Origin of the sequence: Alkalibacterium olivapovliticus, from assembly GCF_003003275.1 — a bacterium.
GTDB lineage: Bacteria > Bacillota > Bacilli > Lactobacillales > Carnobacteriaceae_A > Alkalibacterium > Alkalibacterium olivapovliticum.
Map to the genome: position 1 here is coordinate 1 of NZ_PVTO01000027.1, position 15,156 is coordinate 15,156.

Annotated in this window: 18 protein-coding genes and 1 other annotated feature; of the genes, 14 read left to right on the plus strand and 4 right to left on the minus strand. The window is 41.9% G+C overall.

The window, feature by feature from the left end:
- The first annotated feature begins 749 nt into the window (after window positions 1-749).
- From pcp to CLV38_RS11065, 3 genes are all read left to right on the plus strand, one after another.
- Entirely contained in the window at window positions 750-1,397 is a 648-nt protein-coding gene (pcp, locus tag CLV38_RS11055; protein ID WP_106195542.1) for a pyroglutamyl-peptidase I, read from the plus strand.
- Window positions 1,398-1,422: 25 nt separating this feature from the next.
- The gene (locus CLV38_RS11060) at window positions 1,423-2,595 is read left to right on the plus strand and encodes a cation:proton antiporter (protein WP_106195545.1); all 1,173 of its coding nucleotides are present in this window, start codon (window positions 1,423-1,425) and stop codon (window positions 2,593-2,595) included.
- 79 nt (window positions 2,596-2,674) lie between these two features.
- Window positions 2,675-2,935 (plus strand) — a binding site (T-box leader).
- A 442-nt stretch (window positions 2,936-3,377) separates the two neighbouring features.
- A complete protein-coding gene (locus CLV38_RS11065) occupies window positions 3,378-4,574 on the plus strand; it encodes an amidohydrolase (RefSeq protein ID WP_106195605.1) in 1,197 nt (398 codons plus the stop codon).
- 82 nt (window positions 4,575-4,656) lie between these two features.
- On the opposite strand, the gene CLV38_RS14225 is transcribed toward CLV38_RS11065, so the two are convergent.
- The 3 genes from CLV38_RS14225 to CLV38_RS11080 are packed head-to-tail and all read right to left on the minus strand — an operon-like array spanning window position 4,657 to window position 7,674.
- Complete coding sequence (locus tag CLV38_RS14225; protein WP_425427788.1) at window positions 4,657-5,556, minus strand: glycine betaine ABC transporter substrate-binding protein; 900 nt, start codon at window positions 5,554-5,556, stop codon at window positions 4,657-4,659.
- Between the two features lie 59 nt (window positions 5,557-5,615).
- Entirely contained in the window at window positions 5,616-6,473 is an 858-nt protein-coding gene (locus tag CLV38_RS14230; RefSeq protein WP_106195547.1) for an ABC transporter permease, read from the minus strand.
- On the minus strand, window positions 6,466-7,674 hold the full coding sequence (locus tag CLV38_RS11080) for a quaternary amine ABC transporter ATP-binding protein (protein ID WP_106195550.1): 1,209 nt from the start codon (window positions 7,672-7,674) through the stop codon (window positions 6,466-6,468). The genes CLV38_RS14230 and CLV38_RS11080 overlap by 8 nt, the downstream gene beginning before the upstream one ends.
- 499 nt (window positions 7,675-8,173) lie before the next feature.
- Here CLV38_RS11080 and ehuB point away from each other — a divergent pair, with 499 nt between their 5' ends.
- Genes ehuB through ehuA form a run of 4 tightly spaced genes read left to right on the plus strand, consistent with a single transcriptional unit; the run spans window position 8,174 to window position 11,208 of the window.
- Window positions 8,174-9,055, plus strand: a complete 882-nt coding sequence (ehuB, locus tag CLV38_RS11085) for an ectoine/hydroxyectoine ABC transporter substrate-binding protein EhuB (RefSeq protein WP_106195553.1) — start codon at window positions 8,174-8,176, stop codon at window positions 9,053-9,055.
- 37 nt (window positions 9,056-9,092) lie between these two features.
- Entirely contained in the window at window positions 9,093-9,740 is a 648-nt protein-coding gene (gene ehuC / locus CLV38_RS11090) for an ectoine/hydroxyectoine ABC transporter permease subunit EhuC (RefSeq protein ID WP_106195556.1), read from the plus strand.
- A gap of 6 nt (window positions 9,741-9,746) precedes the next feature.
- Entirely contained in the window at window positions 9,747-10,403 is a 657-nt protein-coding gene (gene ehuD, locus CLV38_RS11095; RefSeq protein ID WP_106195560.1) for an ectoine/hydroxyectoine ABC transporter permease subunit EhuD, read from the plus strand.
- Window positions 10,404-10,416: 13 nt separating this feature from the next.
- A complete protein-coding gene (gene ehuA / locus CLV38_RS11100) occupies window positions 10,417-11,208 on the plus strand; it encodes an ectoine/hydroxyectoine ABC transporter ATP-binding protein EhuA (protein ID WP_106195563.1) in 792 nt (263 codons plus the stop codon).
- A gap of 45 nt (window positions 11,209-11,253) precedes the next feature.
- Here ehuA and CLV38_RS11105 read toward each other — a convergent pair whose 3' ends face one another.
- Complete coding sequence (locus CLV38_RS11105) at window positions 11,254-12,072, minus strand: MerR family transcriptional regulator (RefSeq protein ID WP_106195566.1); 819 nt, start codon at window positions 12,070-12,072, stop codon at window positions 11,254-11,256.
- Window positions 12,073-12,155: 83 nt separating this feature from the next.
- Between CLV38_RS11105 and CLV38_RS11110 the strand changes: the two genes are divergently transcribed.
- The 7 genes from CLV38_RS11110 (at window position 12,156) to CLV38_RS11140 (ending at window position 15,034) form a co-directional block, all read left to right on the plus strand.
- A complete protein-coding gene (locus CLV38_RS11110) occupies window positions 12,156-12,593 on the plus strand; it encodes a hypothetical protein (RefSeq protein WP_106195569.1) in 438 nt (145 codons plus the stop codon).
- A gap of 62 nt (window positions 12,594-12,655) precedes the next feature.
- Window positions 12,656-13,246 carry a DNA-3-methyladenine glycosylase I gene (locus CLV38_RS11115; RefSeq protein WP_106195572.1) on the plus strand — a complete coding sequence of 197 codons (591 nt, stop codon included), beginning with the start codon at window positions 12,656-12,658 and terminating at the stop codon, window positions 13,244-13,246.
- Window positions 13,243-13,686, plus strand: coding sequence for a VOC family protein (locus tag CLV38_RS11120; RefSeq protein ID WP_106195575.1), 444 nt, complete (start codon window positions 13,243-13,245; stop codon window positions 13,684-13,686). The genes CLV38_RS11115 and CLV38_RS11120 overlap by 4 nt, the downstream gene beginning before the upstream one ends.
- Before the next feature lie 149 nt (window positions 13,687-13,835).
- Entirely contained in the window at window positions 13,836-14,039 is a 204-nt protein-coding gene (locus CLV38_RS11125; protein ID WP_106195578.1) for a DUF1659 domain-containing protein, read from the plus strand.
- Between the two features lie 30 nt (window positions 14,040-14,069).
- Complete coding sequence (locus CLV38_RS11130) at window positions 14,070-14,291, plus strand: DUF2922 domain-containing protein (RefSeq protein WP_106195581.1); 222 nt, start codon at window positions 14,070-14,072, stop codon at window positions 14,289-14,291.
- Window positions 14,292-14,403: 112 nt separating this feature from the next.
- Window positions 14,404-14,715, plus strand: a complete 312-nt coding sequence (gene yidD / locus CLV38_RS11135) for a membrane protein insertion efficiency factor YidD (RefSeq protein ID WP_106195584.1) — start codon at window positions 14,404-14,406, stop codon at window positions 14,713-14,715.
- 10 nt (window positions 14,716-14,725) lie between these two features.
- Complete coding sequence (locus CLV38_RS11140; RefSeq protein WP_170068888.1) at window positions 14,726-15,034, plus strand: thioredoxin family protein; 309 nt, start codon at window positions 14,726-14,728, stop codon at window positions 15,032-15,034.
- Window positions 15,035-15,156 lie beyond the last annotated feature (122 nt).

Sequence of the window (15,156 nt, forward strand, 5' to 3'; positions counted from 1 at the left end):
GCTTACTTAAGATATTGAACCGCCGTATACGGAACCGTACGTACGGTGGTGTGAGAGGACGATAAATGAATTAATCATTTATCTCCTACTCGATTTAATGAAATGAGGTGTTCAGACTCGCTCGTCAGCGAGTCTGCTCAATCTAAAAAGACTTTAAGCTGCTAGGTTGTCTCATAATGGGGGTTAGACTCGTCTGGTGGCGAGTCTATTCGATAGGATTACCCTTTTAGCCTGGAGTTCGGATCACTGGATGAAGTTTTGCTGTTGAATTTTCCTAAATACGGAGCGTTTCGGCTAACTGAAGACTTCATTATGTTGAGTTGGCTGAAGGAAGGAAGGGTTAGGCATGCTCGGTATAGAAAACTAGTGAGTCTGCCGAACCAGTGACATGTTGAGCACACTCAAATGCGAAACGGTTGGAGTATACTTAAGTATGGAGATCTATGGAAGACTGGAGGAGAATATTAGTTTCAGTCTGCCGAATGAGTACTTACTTCGGTCTACTCGTTTAAATGCTATGACCGGGTGTGCTTAAGAGGACTAGACTTCAGCTAACTCTGTAAAACACAGGAAGAGAGTAAACTGAAGAACGCATAAAAGTATACATTAGTCGCAAATAAGCTGCGAGTAATCAGTGTACAGACCTTTACCACTATTGTGTTTCACTGCCATTGTATTCTATACTGTTAAAAGTGAAAGAGAGCAGAAAGGTAAAGAGAATTTAACGAGAAACAGAAAGGAAAGATCATATGAAGATACTAGTGACCGGATTTGACCCATTCGGCGGGGAAACAGTGAATCCTGCTTATGAAGCCATCAAACTACTGGACGATACCGTGAAGGGTGCGGAGATTATTAAATTGGAAATTCCGACTGTTTTCCATAAAGCAGCGGAAGTCGTCAACAAAGCGATTCGACAAACTAATCCGGATGTCATCCTCTGTGTAGGTCAGGCGGGTGGACGCTTTGGCGTGACGCCTGAACGGGTCGCAATCAATATCGATGACGCACGCATACCGGATAATGAACAGAATCAGCCGATAGACGAAAAAATTCAGGCAGACGGTCCGGATGCATACTTCAGTTCGCTTCCCGTTAAATCCATGGTCGAAAAGATGAAGGAAGCCCAGGTTCCGTCCAGTGTTTCAAATTCAGCTGGAACATTTGTCTGCAATCACATCATGTATCAGGTTTTATACGCTATCGATAAAGAGTTTTCCGGTAAAACAGGTGGGTTTGTCCATGTCCCGTTTATTCCAGAACAAGTTACTGACAAAGCGAACCAGCCATCGATGCATTTGGAAGACATCACCAGAGGACTGAAGGCAGGCATAGAAGCCATAGTCGACCGTGACGGAAAAGAAGACAGCAAGAACATCGGTGGAGCCATTCACTGAAATAATAGCATTGGAGTAATTCATTTTGCTGACAGGAATTGGATTGATATTGATAGTTGGATACATAGGGGGGAAACTGGTTTCAAGATTGAAACTGCCGCCCCTTATAGGGATGCTGCTGGTTGGGATAGTCATTGGCCCTTATGTGCTGGACTTACTGGAATCTGATTTACTTATGGTTTCTCAGGATATTCGGACATTCGCCTTAATCATCATATTGATGCGGGCAGGGTTGGGCATCAAAAAGGACCAGATCAAACAGGTCGGGTCGATCGCGCTGCGTATCAGTAGTATTCCTTGTATACTTGAAGGGTTGACGATAACGGGTTTAGCGTATTATCTACTGAACTTTTCATTTGCTGAAGCGGGTATGCTTGGATTTATTATCGCAGCCGTCTCTCCAGCAGTAGTAGTCCCCAGCATGCTGGATTTGAAAGAAAAAAAATACGGGGAAGATAAACAGATCCCGACTTTACTACTGGCCGGCACCTCAATAGATGATGTGTTTGCGATCACACTGTTCACCTTTTTTTTAGGCCTCGGGACAAGTGGACAGTATTCATCTATTCTTTTCGAGTTAGCGTTTATTCCATTCAGTATTATTGCCGGCGTATTAGGTGGAGCTGTTATTGCTATTGCTGCTGTTTATTTATTCAAACGATTCGACAAAAAATATGTGGAGAAATTACTGATATTAATTGCGGTATCCATTCTGTTTGTCGAATGGGGAGAACATGTTGGAATTGCCAGTCTTCTTGGTGTCATGACATTAGGCTTTATACTATTTGAAAAAATTCCAAAACACACTGAACAGTTTACAAAATCCTTAGCTGGACTATGGATTTTCCTCCAAATTTTACTATTTGCGCTGGTGGGGGCGGAAGTAAATATTGAAGTCGCTCGGGATGCTGGTATAATGGGGCTGCTCATTATTGCTCTAGGATTGATAGGAAGAAGTGCAGGCGTGTGGATCGCAACACTGAATACTGAGTTAAACACGAAAGAACGCATTTTCTGTATGATTGCCTATACGCCAAAAGCAACCGTTCAGGCAGCAATGGGGGGGATTCCTCTGGCTATGGGAGCTGAGCAGGGAGCAACAATACTAGCTTTGGCGGTTCTATCAATAGCAGTGACTGCACCGCTTGGAGCGGCAGCCATCTATGCTTCTGCACCTAAACTCTTGAACCAGGGTTAGAAAAGATTCTTGAAAAAAGGTTTGACAATAGTTTCTGAAGGGGGTATAGTAATAAACAAGTTCAAAATTAAATTTTAAAGAGAAAACAATGTGAAGAGAAAAGTACACTTAGGAAGTCTTCTTAGAGAGTCTGTGCCGGTGAAAGCAGATAAGGGTGAATAAGTGGAAAATGGTCTTGGAAGTGGAGTAAACGATCTTACTGAAGGTAAGTTTACTACGGGTTCACCCGTTACAGTGACGCAGTCTACAGGAATCATGTTCTTGTGTACTGGCAGAGACAGTGTGAGTGATTGCATTGTAAATTAAGGTGGTAACACGACAAATTTGAGTCGTCCTTAAACAATCTTTTGAGTAAAGAAGATTGTTTAAGGACGTTTTTTTATGGGAAAAATTAAATAGTCAAAACAAACTGCAATGAAGAGTAAAGTACACTTATAACACAGCAATAACAGAGAGCCTGAGCAGGTGAGAACAGGTTTGCTTGAATAAGTAGAAAATGGACTCGAAGCAGGATACCGAGTGTCCTTGGACATAAGGCTATCATGGGTGCGCCCACTACAGCGACGGAGCATAAGAGTGATATCTGTGCTTTTTGAGGAACCGGTCGAGAGGCGGGTTTGAATAAAGGTGGTAACACGAACTAATCGTTCGTCCTTGTAATCAGAGTAAATCTGATTATATGGATGGACGTTTTTTTGTATTTGTAAAAGGGACTAAGCACCATGTTTATTCTGATGGGATTAAATTAAGTGCTGATAAAATAGAAGGAAGGAATGAGTGACATGACAACGACGTTAACAGAAATATCCATAAAAGAACAGGTTTTAGAGGGTTCAGAAGAGGTCATTGGATTAAGACGATACTTTCATCAATATCCGGAAGCCAGTCTGAAAGAATATGAAACGATTAAGCGCATAAAAGAGGAACTGGAGAAGCTGGACATTCCATATGAATCTGTGGGTGATACGGGAGCGATCGGGGAAATAAATGGGAAAAGAGGACCGGGCAAGACGATCCTGTTGCGTGCAGATATAGATGCACTGGAACTGGAAGATGCCAAGGACAAGCCTTACAAATCGAAGAATCCAGGTCTGCACCATGCCTGTGGACATGACGGACATACAGCTGCTCTGCTGGGTGCGGCTAAAATATTAAAGAGCAATGAAGACAAGTTCTCAGGAACCATTAAAGTTGCCTTTCAGCAGGCCGAGGAAATCGGAGCTGGAGCGAGGCAATTTGTTCAGGGTGGTCACGTACAAGGAGTCGATCAGGTCTTCGGACTGCATTTGGATTCTAGTGTACCGGTTGGGAAAGTCGTTTCCGTTCCTGGAGCGACGAATGCGTCCTGTGATATATTCAAAATCAGTGTTCATGGAAAAAGTGCCCATGTTGCTCAACCAGATAAAGGGATTGATGCGGTACTCACTGCTGCAGCTATTACGGTTGAACTTCAAAGTATTGTCAGCAGGGAAGTCAGTCCACTAGATAATGCAGTCGTTGCTGTAGGGGTACTGAATGCCGGAACGCGGTATAATATAGTAGCTAATCATGCAACATTAGAAGGAACGGTAAGAACGTTCAGTCATGAAACACGAGACAAAGTGCTCAAAGCTGTGGAACGGATAGCGAAAAATGTAGCAGAATCACACAGAGCTACTATTGAATTTGAGAATTATGATGCAGCGGCACCACTGATCAATGAATCAGAAGCTGCAGCTCTGGCCGCTCAAGTCGGGGCTTCAATCGTGGGTGAAGAAAATGTGCTCTCGTCTCGACCGAAAAGTCTGGGAGCAGATGATTTCGCCGATTTTCTGGCAGAAGCACCGGGAGTATACGCTAGAGTAGGAACACGTAATCTAGATGATCCTGATACCTGGTATGGCCATCATCATGAGAACTTTGATATAGATGAAAGAGGTCTGGCGATCGCCACGGAGCTGCATATCCGCTATGCTCTGGACTACTTAAAGACCGATTGAAAAGCAAAAAGGCGCACAGTGAATGACGATCCATTCACTGTGCGCCTTTTAATGTGTTAACAGAAAATAATCTAATTAAAGATTACTCGCCAATTCCATCTGTCCACTCAGAAACGATGTCCTGATTGTTGTCGACCCAGTTACGTGCTGCTTCTTCTGGTTCAGCACCTTCTTGGATTTCTAACATGACTTCTTCCATGTGGTCTGTTTCCCAGAAGAAATTATCAAGTAGTGCGTATGCTTCTGGTAGATCTTCTGATAATCCTTCGCGTACAAAGGTATCGATTGTATCGCCATCACCAAATGACCCTTCTGGATCTTCTAGATATTTAAGGTCGTATGAAGAAAATTTCCAGTGCGGAGACCAACCAGTTACAATGATGTCTTCTTCATTCTGGTAAGCTTGTGTTAATTCAGTCACCATAGCTCCTGATGAAGATGTTTGAACATTCCATCCGTCAAGATTTTCGTAGTCGTTTAAAGCATCTTCTGCTGCATTGACAACACCAGCGCCAGGTTCGATACCTGTTATGGTTTGTCCAGCTTCGTCAGATAAGTCTGCAATAGAATTAACGTCCATATACTCAGGAACTACTAATCCAACTACTGCACCTTCAAGGTTTGTTCCTAGATGTTCCATTCTATCTGAATACTCATCGAATTGGGCTTCGTGTGTGTTAGGTAACCAGGCTGATACCATTGCATCAGCATCGCCTGAAGCGACTGCTTCCCACATGATGGCATTATCAAGTGCAGTTGTAGTGACGTCATAGCCCATGTCTGCTAATACTTCACCAACCACGTGAGTTGATGCGATTTCTGAGTCCCAGCTTACGTAAGATAAAGTGATCTCATCGCCGTCAACAACAGTGTCAACTGCTTCATCGTTGTCTGCTGTGTCACCGTTGTCGCCACATGCAGCTAAAAATAATGCAGATGCAGATGCTGCTGTTAATCCTAATCTTTTCCAGTTCGTTGTCAAAATAAATCTCTCCTTCATAATATCGTTCTGATTTTTTATTAAAACTCTTAATAACTAAATTAGTTGCTCTTATCTTTATTAAAGCCTTGCATGGTTCTGTCTAAAATAATAGCCAGTACAACTAAAGCGAATCCTGCAACAAACCCAGGTCCAACTTGAGCACGTTGTAAGGCGTTGATCACACGCTCACCTAGTCCTGGTGCACCGATCATTGAAGCAATAACGACCATTGATAAGGCAAGCAAGACAGTTTGGTTGATTCCAGCCATGATTGTTGCTTTGGCTAAGGGCAGTTCTACTTTAAATAAGCGTTGAGAGCCGGTACTACCAAATGACTCTGCAGCTTCGATCATTTCATCGTCAACCTGACGAATACCCAAATTTGTAAATCTTACAGTTGGGGGTAAAGCGAAGATGACGGCTGAGAATACACCCGGCACCATACCGATTCCAAAGAAGGCAACGGCAGGAATAAGATAAACGAATGCCGGCATAGTCTGCATAAAGTCCAGTATAGGAGTGATGATCCAGTTTGCTGAAGCACTTTTAGCCATCCATATTCCTACAGGCACACCGATTATAATCGAGAGTAAACTTGCTATGAGCACCAGAGTGATGGTGTACATCAACGGCTCCCATAAGCCCTGATTGTAGATATACAACAAACCAAGCAAAGTGAAGACGGGTAAACCGAATTTCTTCTGACTTGCAAAGAACGAAAGTCCTACTAGTAATAGGATAAACACAATGGGGTGAACCCATAATAATAAGTCTGTCAGGGCATCCATAGTCCATGAACCACCATCACGAATCGCTCCGAAGAACCATGAGAGGTTCTGAGTCAGCCAGCTGATGATGTTAGCCATCCATTCGGAAACGGGCAGGCGTGGAATCTGATCTAACATTGTACTATTCATTTATAAGTTCCTCCTCTCGTTCTTCCTTAACTAACGCGCCGAGGACAAGTCCACGAACAACGATTCCAAGGAGTTTGTCGTTTTCATCAACAACTGCGACAGGTGTCTGGCTATTGTGAATAAGTGTGTACAGTTCGTTGATCAATGTTTCTTTAGTAACTCTAGGAATATCCGTACGAACAACATCCACAAGATCTTTTTTATCCTGTTTCACAGCATCCAGAACATCAGCATCTGTTACATACCCTTTTAAGATGTTGTCTTTGTCTACGACCAGCATATTACTGTGATCTGCGGCTTTCATACGCTGAAGGGCAACGCGAGGTCCGCTTTGTCTGAGACGAATTGTTTCCGGACGGACCATAATATTTTCAGCCGTCAGTACTTTCGAGCGGTCAACATCTTCAACGAAACGTTCAACGTATTCATTTGCAGGGTTAGTTAAAATTTCTTCTCCGGTCCCTACCTGAACCACTTCGCCATCTTTCATAATAGCGATACGGTCTCCGATACGCAGTGATTCATTTAGATCATGGGTGATAAAGATAATTGTTTTATGCATAGTGTCTTGCATTTCTAAGAGTTCATCCTGCATGTCACGTCTGATCAATGGGTCAAGTGCTGAGAAAGCTTCATCCATCAATAGGATTTCAGGATCGTTTGCCAATGCACGAGCTAATCCAACACGCTGCTGCATTCCACCCGACAACTGATTCGGACGCTGATCCTTATATGGAAGAAGTCCGGCATTATCCAATGCTTTTTCTGCTTTTTCCTGACGCTCAGCTTTATCAACGCCCTGTACTTCTAAACCATACTCAGTATTTTCAAGTATTGTGCGGTGCGGGAATAAGCCAAAGTTCTGAAAGACCATTGAGACTTTCTCACGACGAACTTTTCGCAATTCGTCTTTGTTCATTTTAGCGATGTCATCGCCATCGATTAGAATATTGCCTTCAGTTGGTTCAATCAAACGGTTCAACATTCGGACTAACGTTGACTTCCCACTTCCTGAAAGGCCCATAATAACAAAAATTTCGCCTTGTTCCACTTTGAAACTCGCTTTATTTACGCCGACTGTGGCGCCTGTTTTTTTAAGAATGCCATCTTTCGACTGACCTTCCTTTACTAATTCCAGTGCCTGACGCTCTTTTTTACCAAATATTTTGGTCAAATTCTGTATTTCTACCTTAGTAGTCAATAAAGTACCTCCTTGTATTGTGTGAATCTCTCGTATGTGAGTATTGCCTGACTGACTGAACGGTAATCGTTCGAGAACGAGTGTTATCTATCGCTCTCCACCTCTTCAATGTACCAAACCTGGCGTGTAGTGTAAAATAGAACACCTTTACAGACTCTTCTCTAAGCAAATGTTATCGTTTACTAAACCCGTTGGACTAGTTTTCTAAGAATTTGATTAAAAATGACAGAAATGTTTCGAATTGATGACTTTTAGTGAAAACGACTCTGTTTCATTAAAAGACGGTAGCTATGCGTCTTGTTTGACCTTCTTAGAAAAAATTTGTTAAGGTGAATGTGTGTCTCATGTCAAAATGGCTATAATAATCAATGTATGTGACAAAGAAAAAGAGAGTCTCAGCATGATGCCATACTGATAGATGAGAATAAGATTTTTAGTGAGGGTGCGCCTCAATAAAAGTGAGATGAATAAAAATAATTGGGAACAGGAGGAAGAAAGAATGAGAAGTAAAAGGAAAAAAGGGCTATTGTCATTGTTGACGCTTTCTACTGTTTTTATTTTAAGTGGATGCCAGCTTTTTGGAGCTGATGAAGAGGAAACGACGCTTGAACGTGTACAGCGTGAAGGAGAAGTAACTGTAGGATTTGCCAATGAACAGCCTTATGCATATCAGACAGCTGAGGGTGAACTGACAGGATCAGCAGTTGAAGTGGCCAGACAGATAATGGAAAATTTAGGTGTAACTGAAATGGATGGGGTGCTCACTGAATTCGCATCACTGATACCAGGTCTTCAAGCTGAACGGTTTGATATGGTAACAGCCGGAATGTTTATAACCCCCGGTCGTGCAGGTGCTGATCACGTTCAATTTGCCAATCCGGAGTATACGATAGGACAGGCAATTGCAGTTGAAGCGGGAAATCCGTTAGATATTCACTCTTATGAGGATATTGCTGAAACAGATGAAGCGACGGTTGCCGTCCCATCAGGTACAGTAGAATATGATTTCTTACTGGATGTTGGAGTCCCGGCTGATCGGATTATTACAGTACCAGATATGCCATCTGCACTGGCAGCATTGCAGGCAGGTCGAGCTGAAGTCATTACCGCGACTGGGCCATCTCTTCAGTCAATATTGGATACGGCTGCAGATGAAACGATCGAGAGAGTGGAAGACTTTACTCAGCCGATTATTGATGGAGAAGAAGTGATCAACTATGGCGCGACAGTTTTCCGAGATACCGATGATGATTTTATCGACGCTTTTAATGAAGAACTTGAAAACTTGAAAGACTCTGGAGAGCTCCTGGAAATTATTGAAGAGTTTGGATTCACCGAAGAAGACTTGCCGGGAGATGCAACAGTTGAAGATGCTATTTAAACAATTACTGCACATTAATGGAAGGAAGTGGATATAAATGAGTTTTTGGGACCTGATTGTCTCGTTACTCGGTCAGGGGTTGGTTATAACCCTGCTGACCACAGTGCTAGCAGCCATACTAGCCTTAGTACTGGGGTTTATTGCCGGATTAATGAGGCTGTCTAAAAACAAACTGGTACGATTTTTAGTTTCTATTTATGTAGAAGTATTTAGGGGAACCTCTTTACTGGTACAGTTATTCTGGATTTATTTTGTGTTACCCATGTTTGGTATCACGATGACGGCACTGACAGCTGCGGTTCTTGCTATCGGGCTGAACTTCGGTGCGTATACATCGGAAGTCGTCAGAAGTGGTATCCAATCTGTCGACAAAGGACAAATAGAAGCAAGTATTGCTTTAAACTTCACGAAAGTTCAACGGATGAAACGCATTATTATCCCACAGGCATTTATCATTATGCTGCCGAATCTGGGAAATCAGCTGATTGAATTATTTAAAAGTACATCGCTTGTCGCTTTGATTACACTAACTGATTTAACCTATCAGGCCAATGTTTTGAATGCGACAACACTACAGACGACACAAATCTTTACGGCTTTACTGGTTATCTACTTTGTTATTGCATGGCCAATGACAAAAGGAATGAAGCTGCTAGAGCGTAAAATGACAGAAGGGAGGATGTAATCGATTATGTGGGACTGGAATTATGCCTTCGAGGTATTACCTGAAATTGCTTCTGCGTTAGGCGTTACAATCAGTGCAACAGTCGTTGGCTTTATCCTGGCATTAGTATTAGGGCTGATCTGGACACTGCTCATACGCTCAAGCAATAAAATCATCACAACAGTAGCTGACAGTATAGTAAAATTTATACGTAACACCCCTTTACTGGTACAGCTATACTTTATCTTTTACGTCTTTCCTCAGTTTGGATTATCGTTAGATCCATTTACTGCTGGTGTAATTGGACTGGGTCTCCATTATAGTACCTATTTATCTGAAGTATTCAGAAGTGGAATCGAGTCAGTTGGACCGGGACAGTGGGAAGTAGCGACAGCACTTAACTTCACAACAAAGAAAACCTGGACACGGATCATTTTGCCGCAGGCTATACCGCCAGTATTGCCGGTTATAGGGAATTACTTTATCACGATGTTTAAAGAGACCCCCTTGCTGTCAGCTATAACATTAGTTGAAATACTGCAGACTGCACAGAACATTGGAGCTGGGACGTTCAGATACACTGAGCCACTGACAATCGTAGGTGTGTTATTCCTTCTGCTCAGTTATCCAGCTTCAATTGCACTTAGACAGTTAGAGAACAGAGTAACGGCACGTTATTCATGAGAGGAGAAAGATAATGAGTGAACCGATTGTAAAATACAATAATGTAACGAAATATTTTGATGATTTGATGGTGCTCGACGGAATCGATTTTGAAATACAGCCGGGGGAGAAAGTAGCCTTGGTGGGTCCTTCCGGATCAGGTAAGACCACTTTTGCCCGTTTGTTAATGACATTGGAAGAGATTACGGATGGCACGATCGAAGTCGAAGGAGATTATTTGTGGCATGAAGAAGACTCAAATGGTGAACTGAAACCGGCAAGTACAGAACATTTGAGAAAAGTCCGTTCGAATATCGGGATGGTGTTCCAGCATTTCCATCTTTTCCCACATATGACGGTGCTGGAAAACATTATAGAAGCACCAGTGACCGTAAAAGGGATCGATAAGAAAGAAGCGATCAAAGACGGAAAAGAGATGCTGGAAAAAGTTGGGCTTTCGGATAAAGCTGATACCTACCCTGCTCAATTATCTGGTGGACAGAAACAGCGTGTCGCGATTGCTCGAGCACTGGTTATGAAACCAAAAGTGCTGATTTTTGATGAGCCGACTTCCGCACTGGATCCGGAGCTAGTTGGAGAAGTGTTGGATGTTATTAAAGATATTGCCAATCAGGGTGAAACATCAATGCTGTTGATCACGCATGAGATGGATTTTGCAAGAGAAGTAGCAGATCGTATTGCATTCTTTGATGCCGGTAAAATCGTCGAAGATGGACCGCCTTCTGAAATCCTGTACAATCCGCAGGCTCCACGTTTGAAAGAGTTTTTGGAACGATTCATGAGCACACAGGCATCGCCAGAGTAACAACTGAGCAAGCACCTAGTCATTTTTTTCTGACTAGGTGCTTTTTTAATATCCTATAATCTGCATGGACAATTTGTAGACATACTTGTCGTATTCCTTGATCGACAATTCATCCAGTACGAGGTCTTCAAAAAAATAGTCCCCAATTCCGTACCCTTGTTCTAGAGCATATTGTTTTAAATCTCGATACCCATCTAAAACAGCCTCATCATCGCCTCGTATATAATTTACCAGATAAGGATTTCCATTTAGCTTGAAATTGCTGTGCTGAGGGGTTTCCAATTCGGTGTAAATGTATCCCTTGTACCTGGTTAATTGGTTAGTAATCTCCGAAGTCGGCACCATCAAGCCCTCCAGCCACGAGGATCTCCGAGTTTTTGATTTCAAAGTTGAATAGTGCCTCTGATAAGACTCATAGTAAGCTTTTGTATCCAGTACATTGGAGACTTCAGTTAAATAATAATAGCGAGGACTGGTTTCCTCTATAATGTATTCATTCAATTCGTGTTTTAGAGTTTCTGAAGTCAGTTTCTTTTTTTCTTCCATGACCGTATACAATGTGGACAACTCGTCTATCTTTCTTTTGAGTTTCTCAGCTTCTGTATCCAGTAAGGTGACGAACTGTTCGGGTGACCGATTGTTCAAGTACTGTTTGATGTCATCCAGAGGCATGCCGATATCCTTCAAAGAAGAGATAACCGAAAAGGTCTCTACTTGTCTGATTGAATAATAGCGATAGCCGTTATCTTTGACTAAAATCGGTTTGAAAAGTCCTTCCTCATCGTAAAAATAAAGTGTGTGTTTTGATACGCCAACAAGTCCGGCAAACTGACCGGAAGATAGATAAGCTGTTTTTTTAGGCATATAGTGATTCCTCCTTGACTATAGAGTGACTCTATACTTTATTATATTAAATGTGGAACGATAATTAAAGGAGAAGGATTAATATGAGTAGAGAAACTAAAAAGACGTTAATAACTGGAACTGCTTTGTTTATAGCAGGAGTTGTTTCTCTTTTTTTACAGATAAATGATGAGGGATTATTTGCCTATATCCTGCTGGCTTATGGGGCATGGGAAATTGGAGAAGGGGCATCTGATTATTTCTTCAATACACAGGAAGAGGATACGGTAAGGTCCTGGGAGGAAATCAAAACAGGTTTTAAGGCGGATGTCGCCAAAATTACAATTCCCATGGTTTTGACCATGATTGTTGAAGTCGTCATGATCGGAACCGGATTTAGATTGTTTACATTTGTGGCCTATGTGCTGACTCTGATCATCTATTTAATATTCATTGGCGTGTTTGCCTACAGAGAGCTGAAAAACAGACCAGAAAAGGGCGTCAGTTTTGATGACGTTATAGAACTTATGTTCCCTTTGTGAGCAGAACAGATGTTATCTAAACTCATTTATTGTAAGATTAATGGAGAGAGCGAGGTGATAGGATGCCGAGAAGGTGTGGCTGGGTACCAGAAGACAAGGTCTACATGGATTACCATGATAATGAGTGGGGACGTCCAATGTATAATGACCGACAATTATTCGAACTGCTCTGCCTGGAAGGAGCGCAGGCAGGATTGAGCTGGCTGACCATTTTGAAAAGGCGAGATAATTATAGAGAAGCGTTCGATCAGTTTGATCCGGAAATCATTGCAGGCTATACTGATGAGAAGATAGAAGAGCTGGTCAAAAACGAAAAAATCATTCGCAATCGATTGAAAATCAGGAGTGTCGTGAGCAATGCTAAAGCCTATCTTGAAATTGAGAAAAGGGAAGAAAGTTTTTCTTCATACATTTGGTCGTTTGTTGACCATGAATCGATTATAAATAGATGGCCGTCGCTAAGTGACGTGCCCACTCAAACTGAACTGAGCAGAGAGATGAGTACACAGATGAAGAAAGACGGCTTTAAATTTGTCGGTCCGACGATTTGTTATGCTCATATGCAGTCGGCAGGCTTAGTAAACGATCACATAGTAGAATGTTTTTGTTATAAAAAAGTCAATAAACTCATTCGAAAAGAGGAATACAGATGAATCGGTTAAATTTAGTCTGTCTGGGTGTAAAGGATATGCGTCAGGCACTGGCTTTTTACAAGAAAATCGGGTTCGAAACGGTAGAAACTCAAGAAAATCCACCAATCGTCTTTTTCAATAACCAGGGAAGTAAACTAGAGCTTTACCCATTAGAAGAACTCGCAAAAGATATCAATGATAAAAACCCACCTGCATTACCAAGTGGCGGTTTTTCCGGAATCACATTCGCTTGTAATATGAAAACAAAAGGTGAAGTGGATAACGTCATGGAGCTGGTGAAATCGGCTGGAGGAGAAGTAGTGAAACAACCTGAGCTTGTTTTTTGGGGAGGGTACAGCGGCTACTTTAGAGATTTAGACGGGTATTACTGGGAAGTTGCTTACGCAGATTCCTGGGAGTTTGATGAGCAGGATATGCTGATCGTCGATGAGTCAAAGTAGCGATTGGTTTAATAGACTAAATGGTCTTAGGTTTGCATAGTCCAGCTTAAGATCTTTTTTGTAGTTAGGGTTACACATTTTGAATCCGATTCGTTATTAAGGGTGTAAGCAGTGATCACCTTACAAAAACTAACTCAGGGGGTAACAACATGATTAAAGAATGGTCTGGAAATAAAGTTGATGTGTATCTGGAAGATAGCGCTAATGAGAAAGTGATTCGCCGAAGTTTTGCCGGTGCTAATCAATTCTTGTCAGATGAACAAGTCACACAATTTACCAATGCATTAGATTCAGTCACGGATTTACCTGTGTCACATTCAGTTGTGATCGAAGAATACCGCTACACAAAGTAACCCACTAAAAATTAAACTGGAGGAATTAACATGAGTATGAAACTGGAACTGCGTTTTGAAACAGCCCAAGGTAAAAATCGCGTCATTTCAATCGATCAGCCTAAAACTGATTTGACTGAAGAAGCTGTTCAGTCAGCAATGGAGCAAATCGTTACGCAAGACATGTTTACGGATAAAGGCGATAAGCTGTTTGCTAAAATCAAAGGCGCTCGCTACGTAACACGCACTGTGGAAGATATAATAGAAGCATAGACAGTACAAACTACCTTGGCTGATTCAGTCGAGGTAGTTTTTTTACCGGCTTTTAAATAGTAAGTGTTTTTGCTATACTACCATAGAAGAAGACTAAAGGAGATTTCTAAAAATGAAAACAATATTACTCGCACTAGTGAAGTTTTACCAGAAAGCTATTTCTCCTCTGTTTCAGCCAAGCTGCCGTTACTATCCAACCTGCTCGCATTATACTGTAGAAGCTCTGGAAAAACATGGAGCAGCTAAAGGGTCTCTAATGGGTATCTCCCGAATCATGAGGTGCAATCCTCTTGTTCGTGGGGGAGTAGATAAAGTGCCTGATCATTTTACATTAAAAAGAAATCCGGACAGTGAAAATGAAACGTATCTGGGCTCAGGCATAACGATACGAAAATCAGATAAAGGAAATCAGAGTGAAAAGTGAGGGGGTAGCCGTGACTTTAAATGAAGACAATTTTCTGGATACAGTAAGGTCTAGGGCCATTGTGCTGGTCCATTTTACAAGTGATTTCTGTGGTCCCTGTCACGCTATGGGGCACGCACTGAGTAAGCTCGAAAAGGAAAACGAGCAGATGCTGGTAGCTGAAGTAAAAGCAATGGATCATACAGAATGGCTTGAAGCGTTCACTATTCAATCGACTCCTACCACCTTGTTGTTTTATCAGGGAAAATACATCAGTAGAATCAGTGGAGCACACCCGACAATGACAATTGAAAAATGGATCAAAGAAGCCACGGCATAGTTGTCGAGGCTTTTTTTAAACAAACTAACCTAAAAACGGCCGTTATATTACGGTTAAGTAACAAATAAGTCGAAATTGGTATACTTTATATGTTGATTTGTTTTGTAAACTAATTAACGATT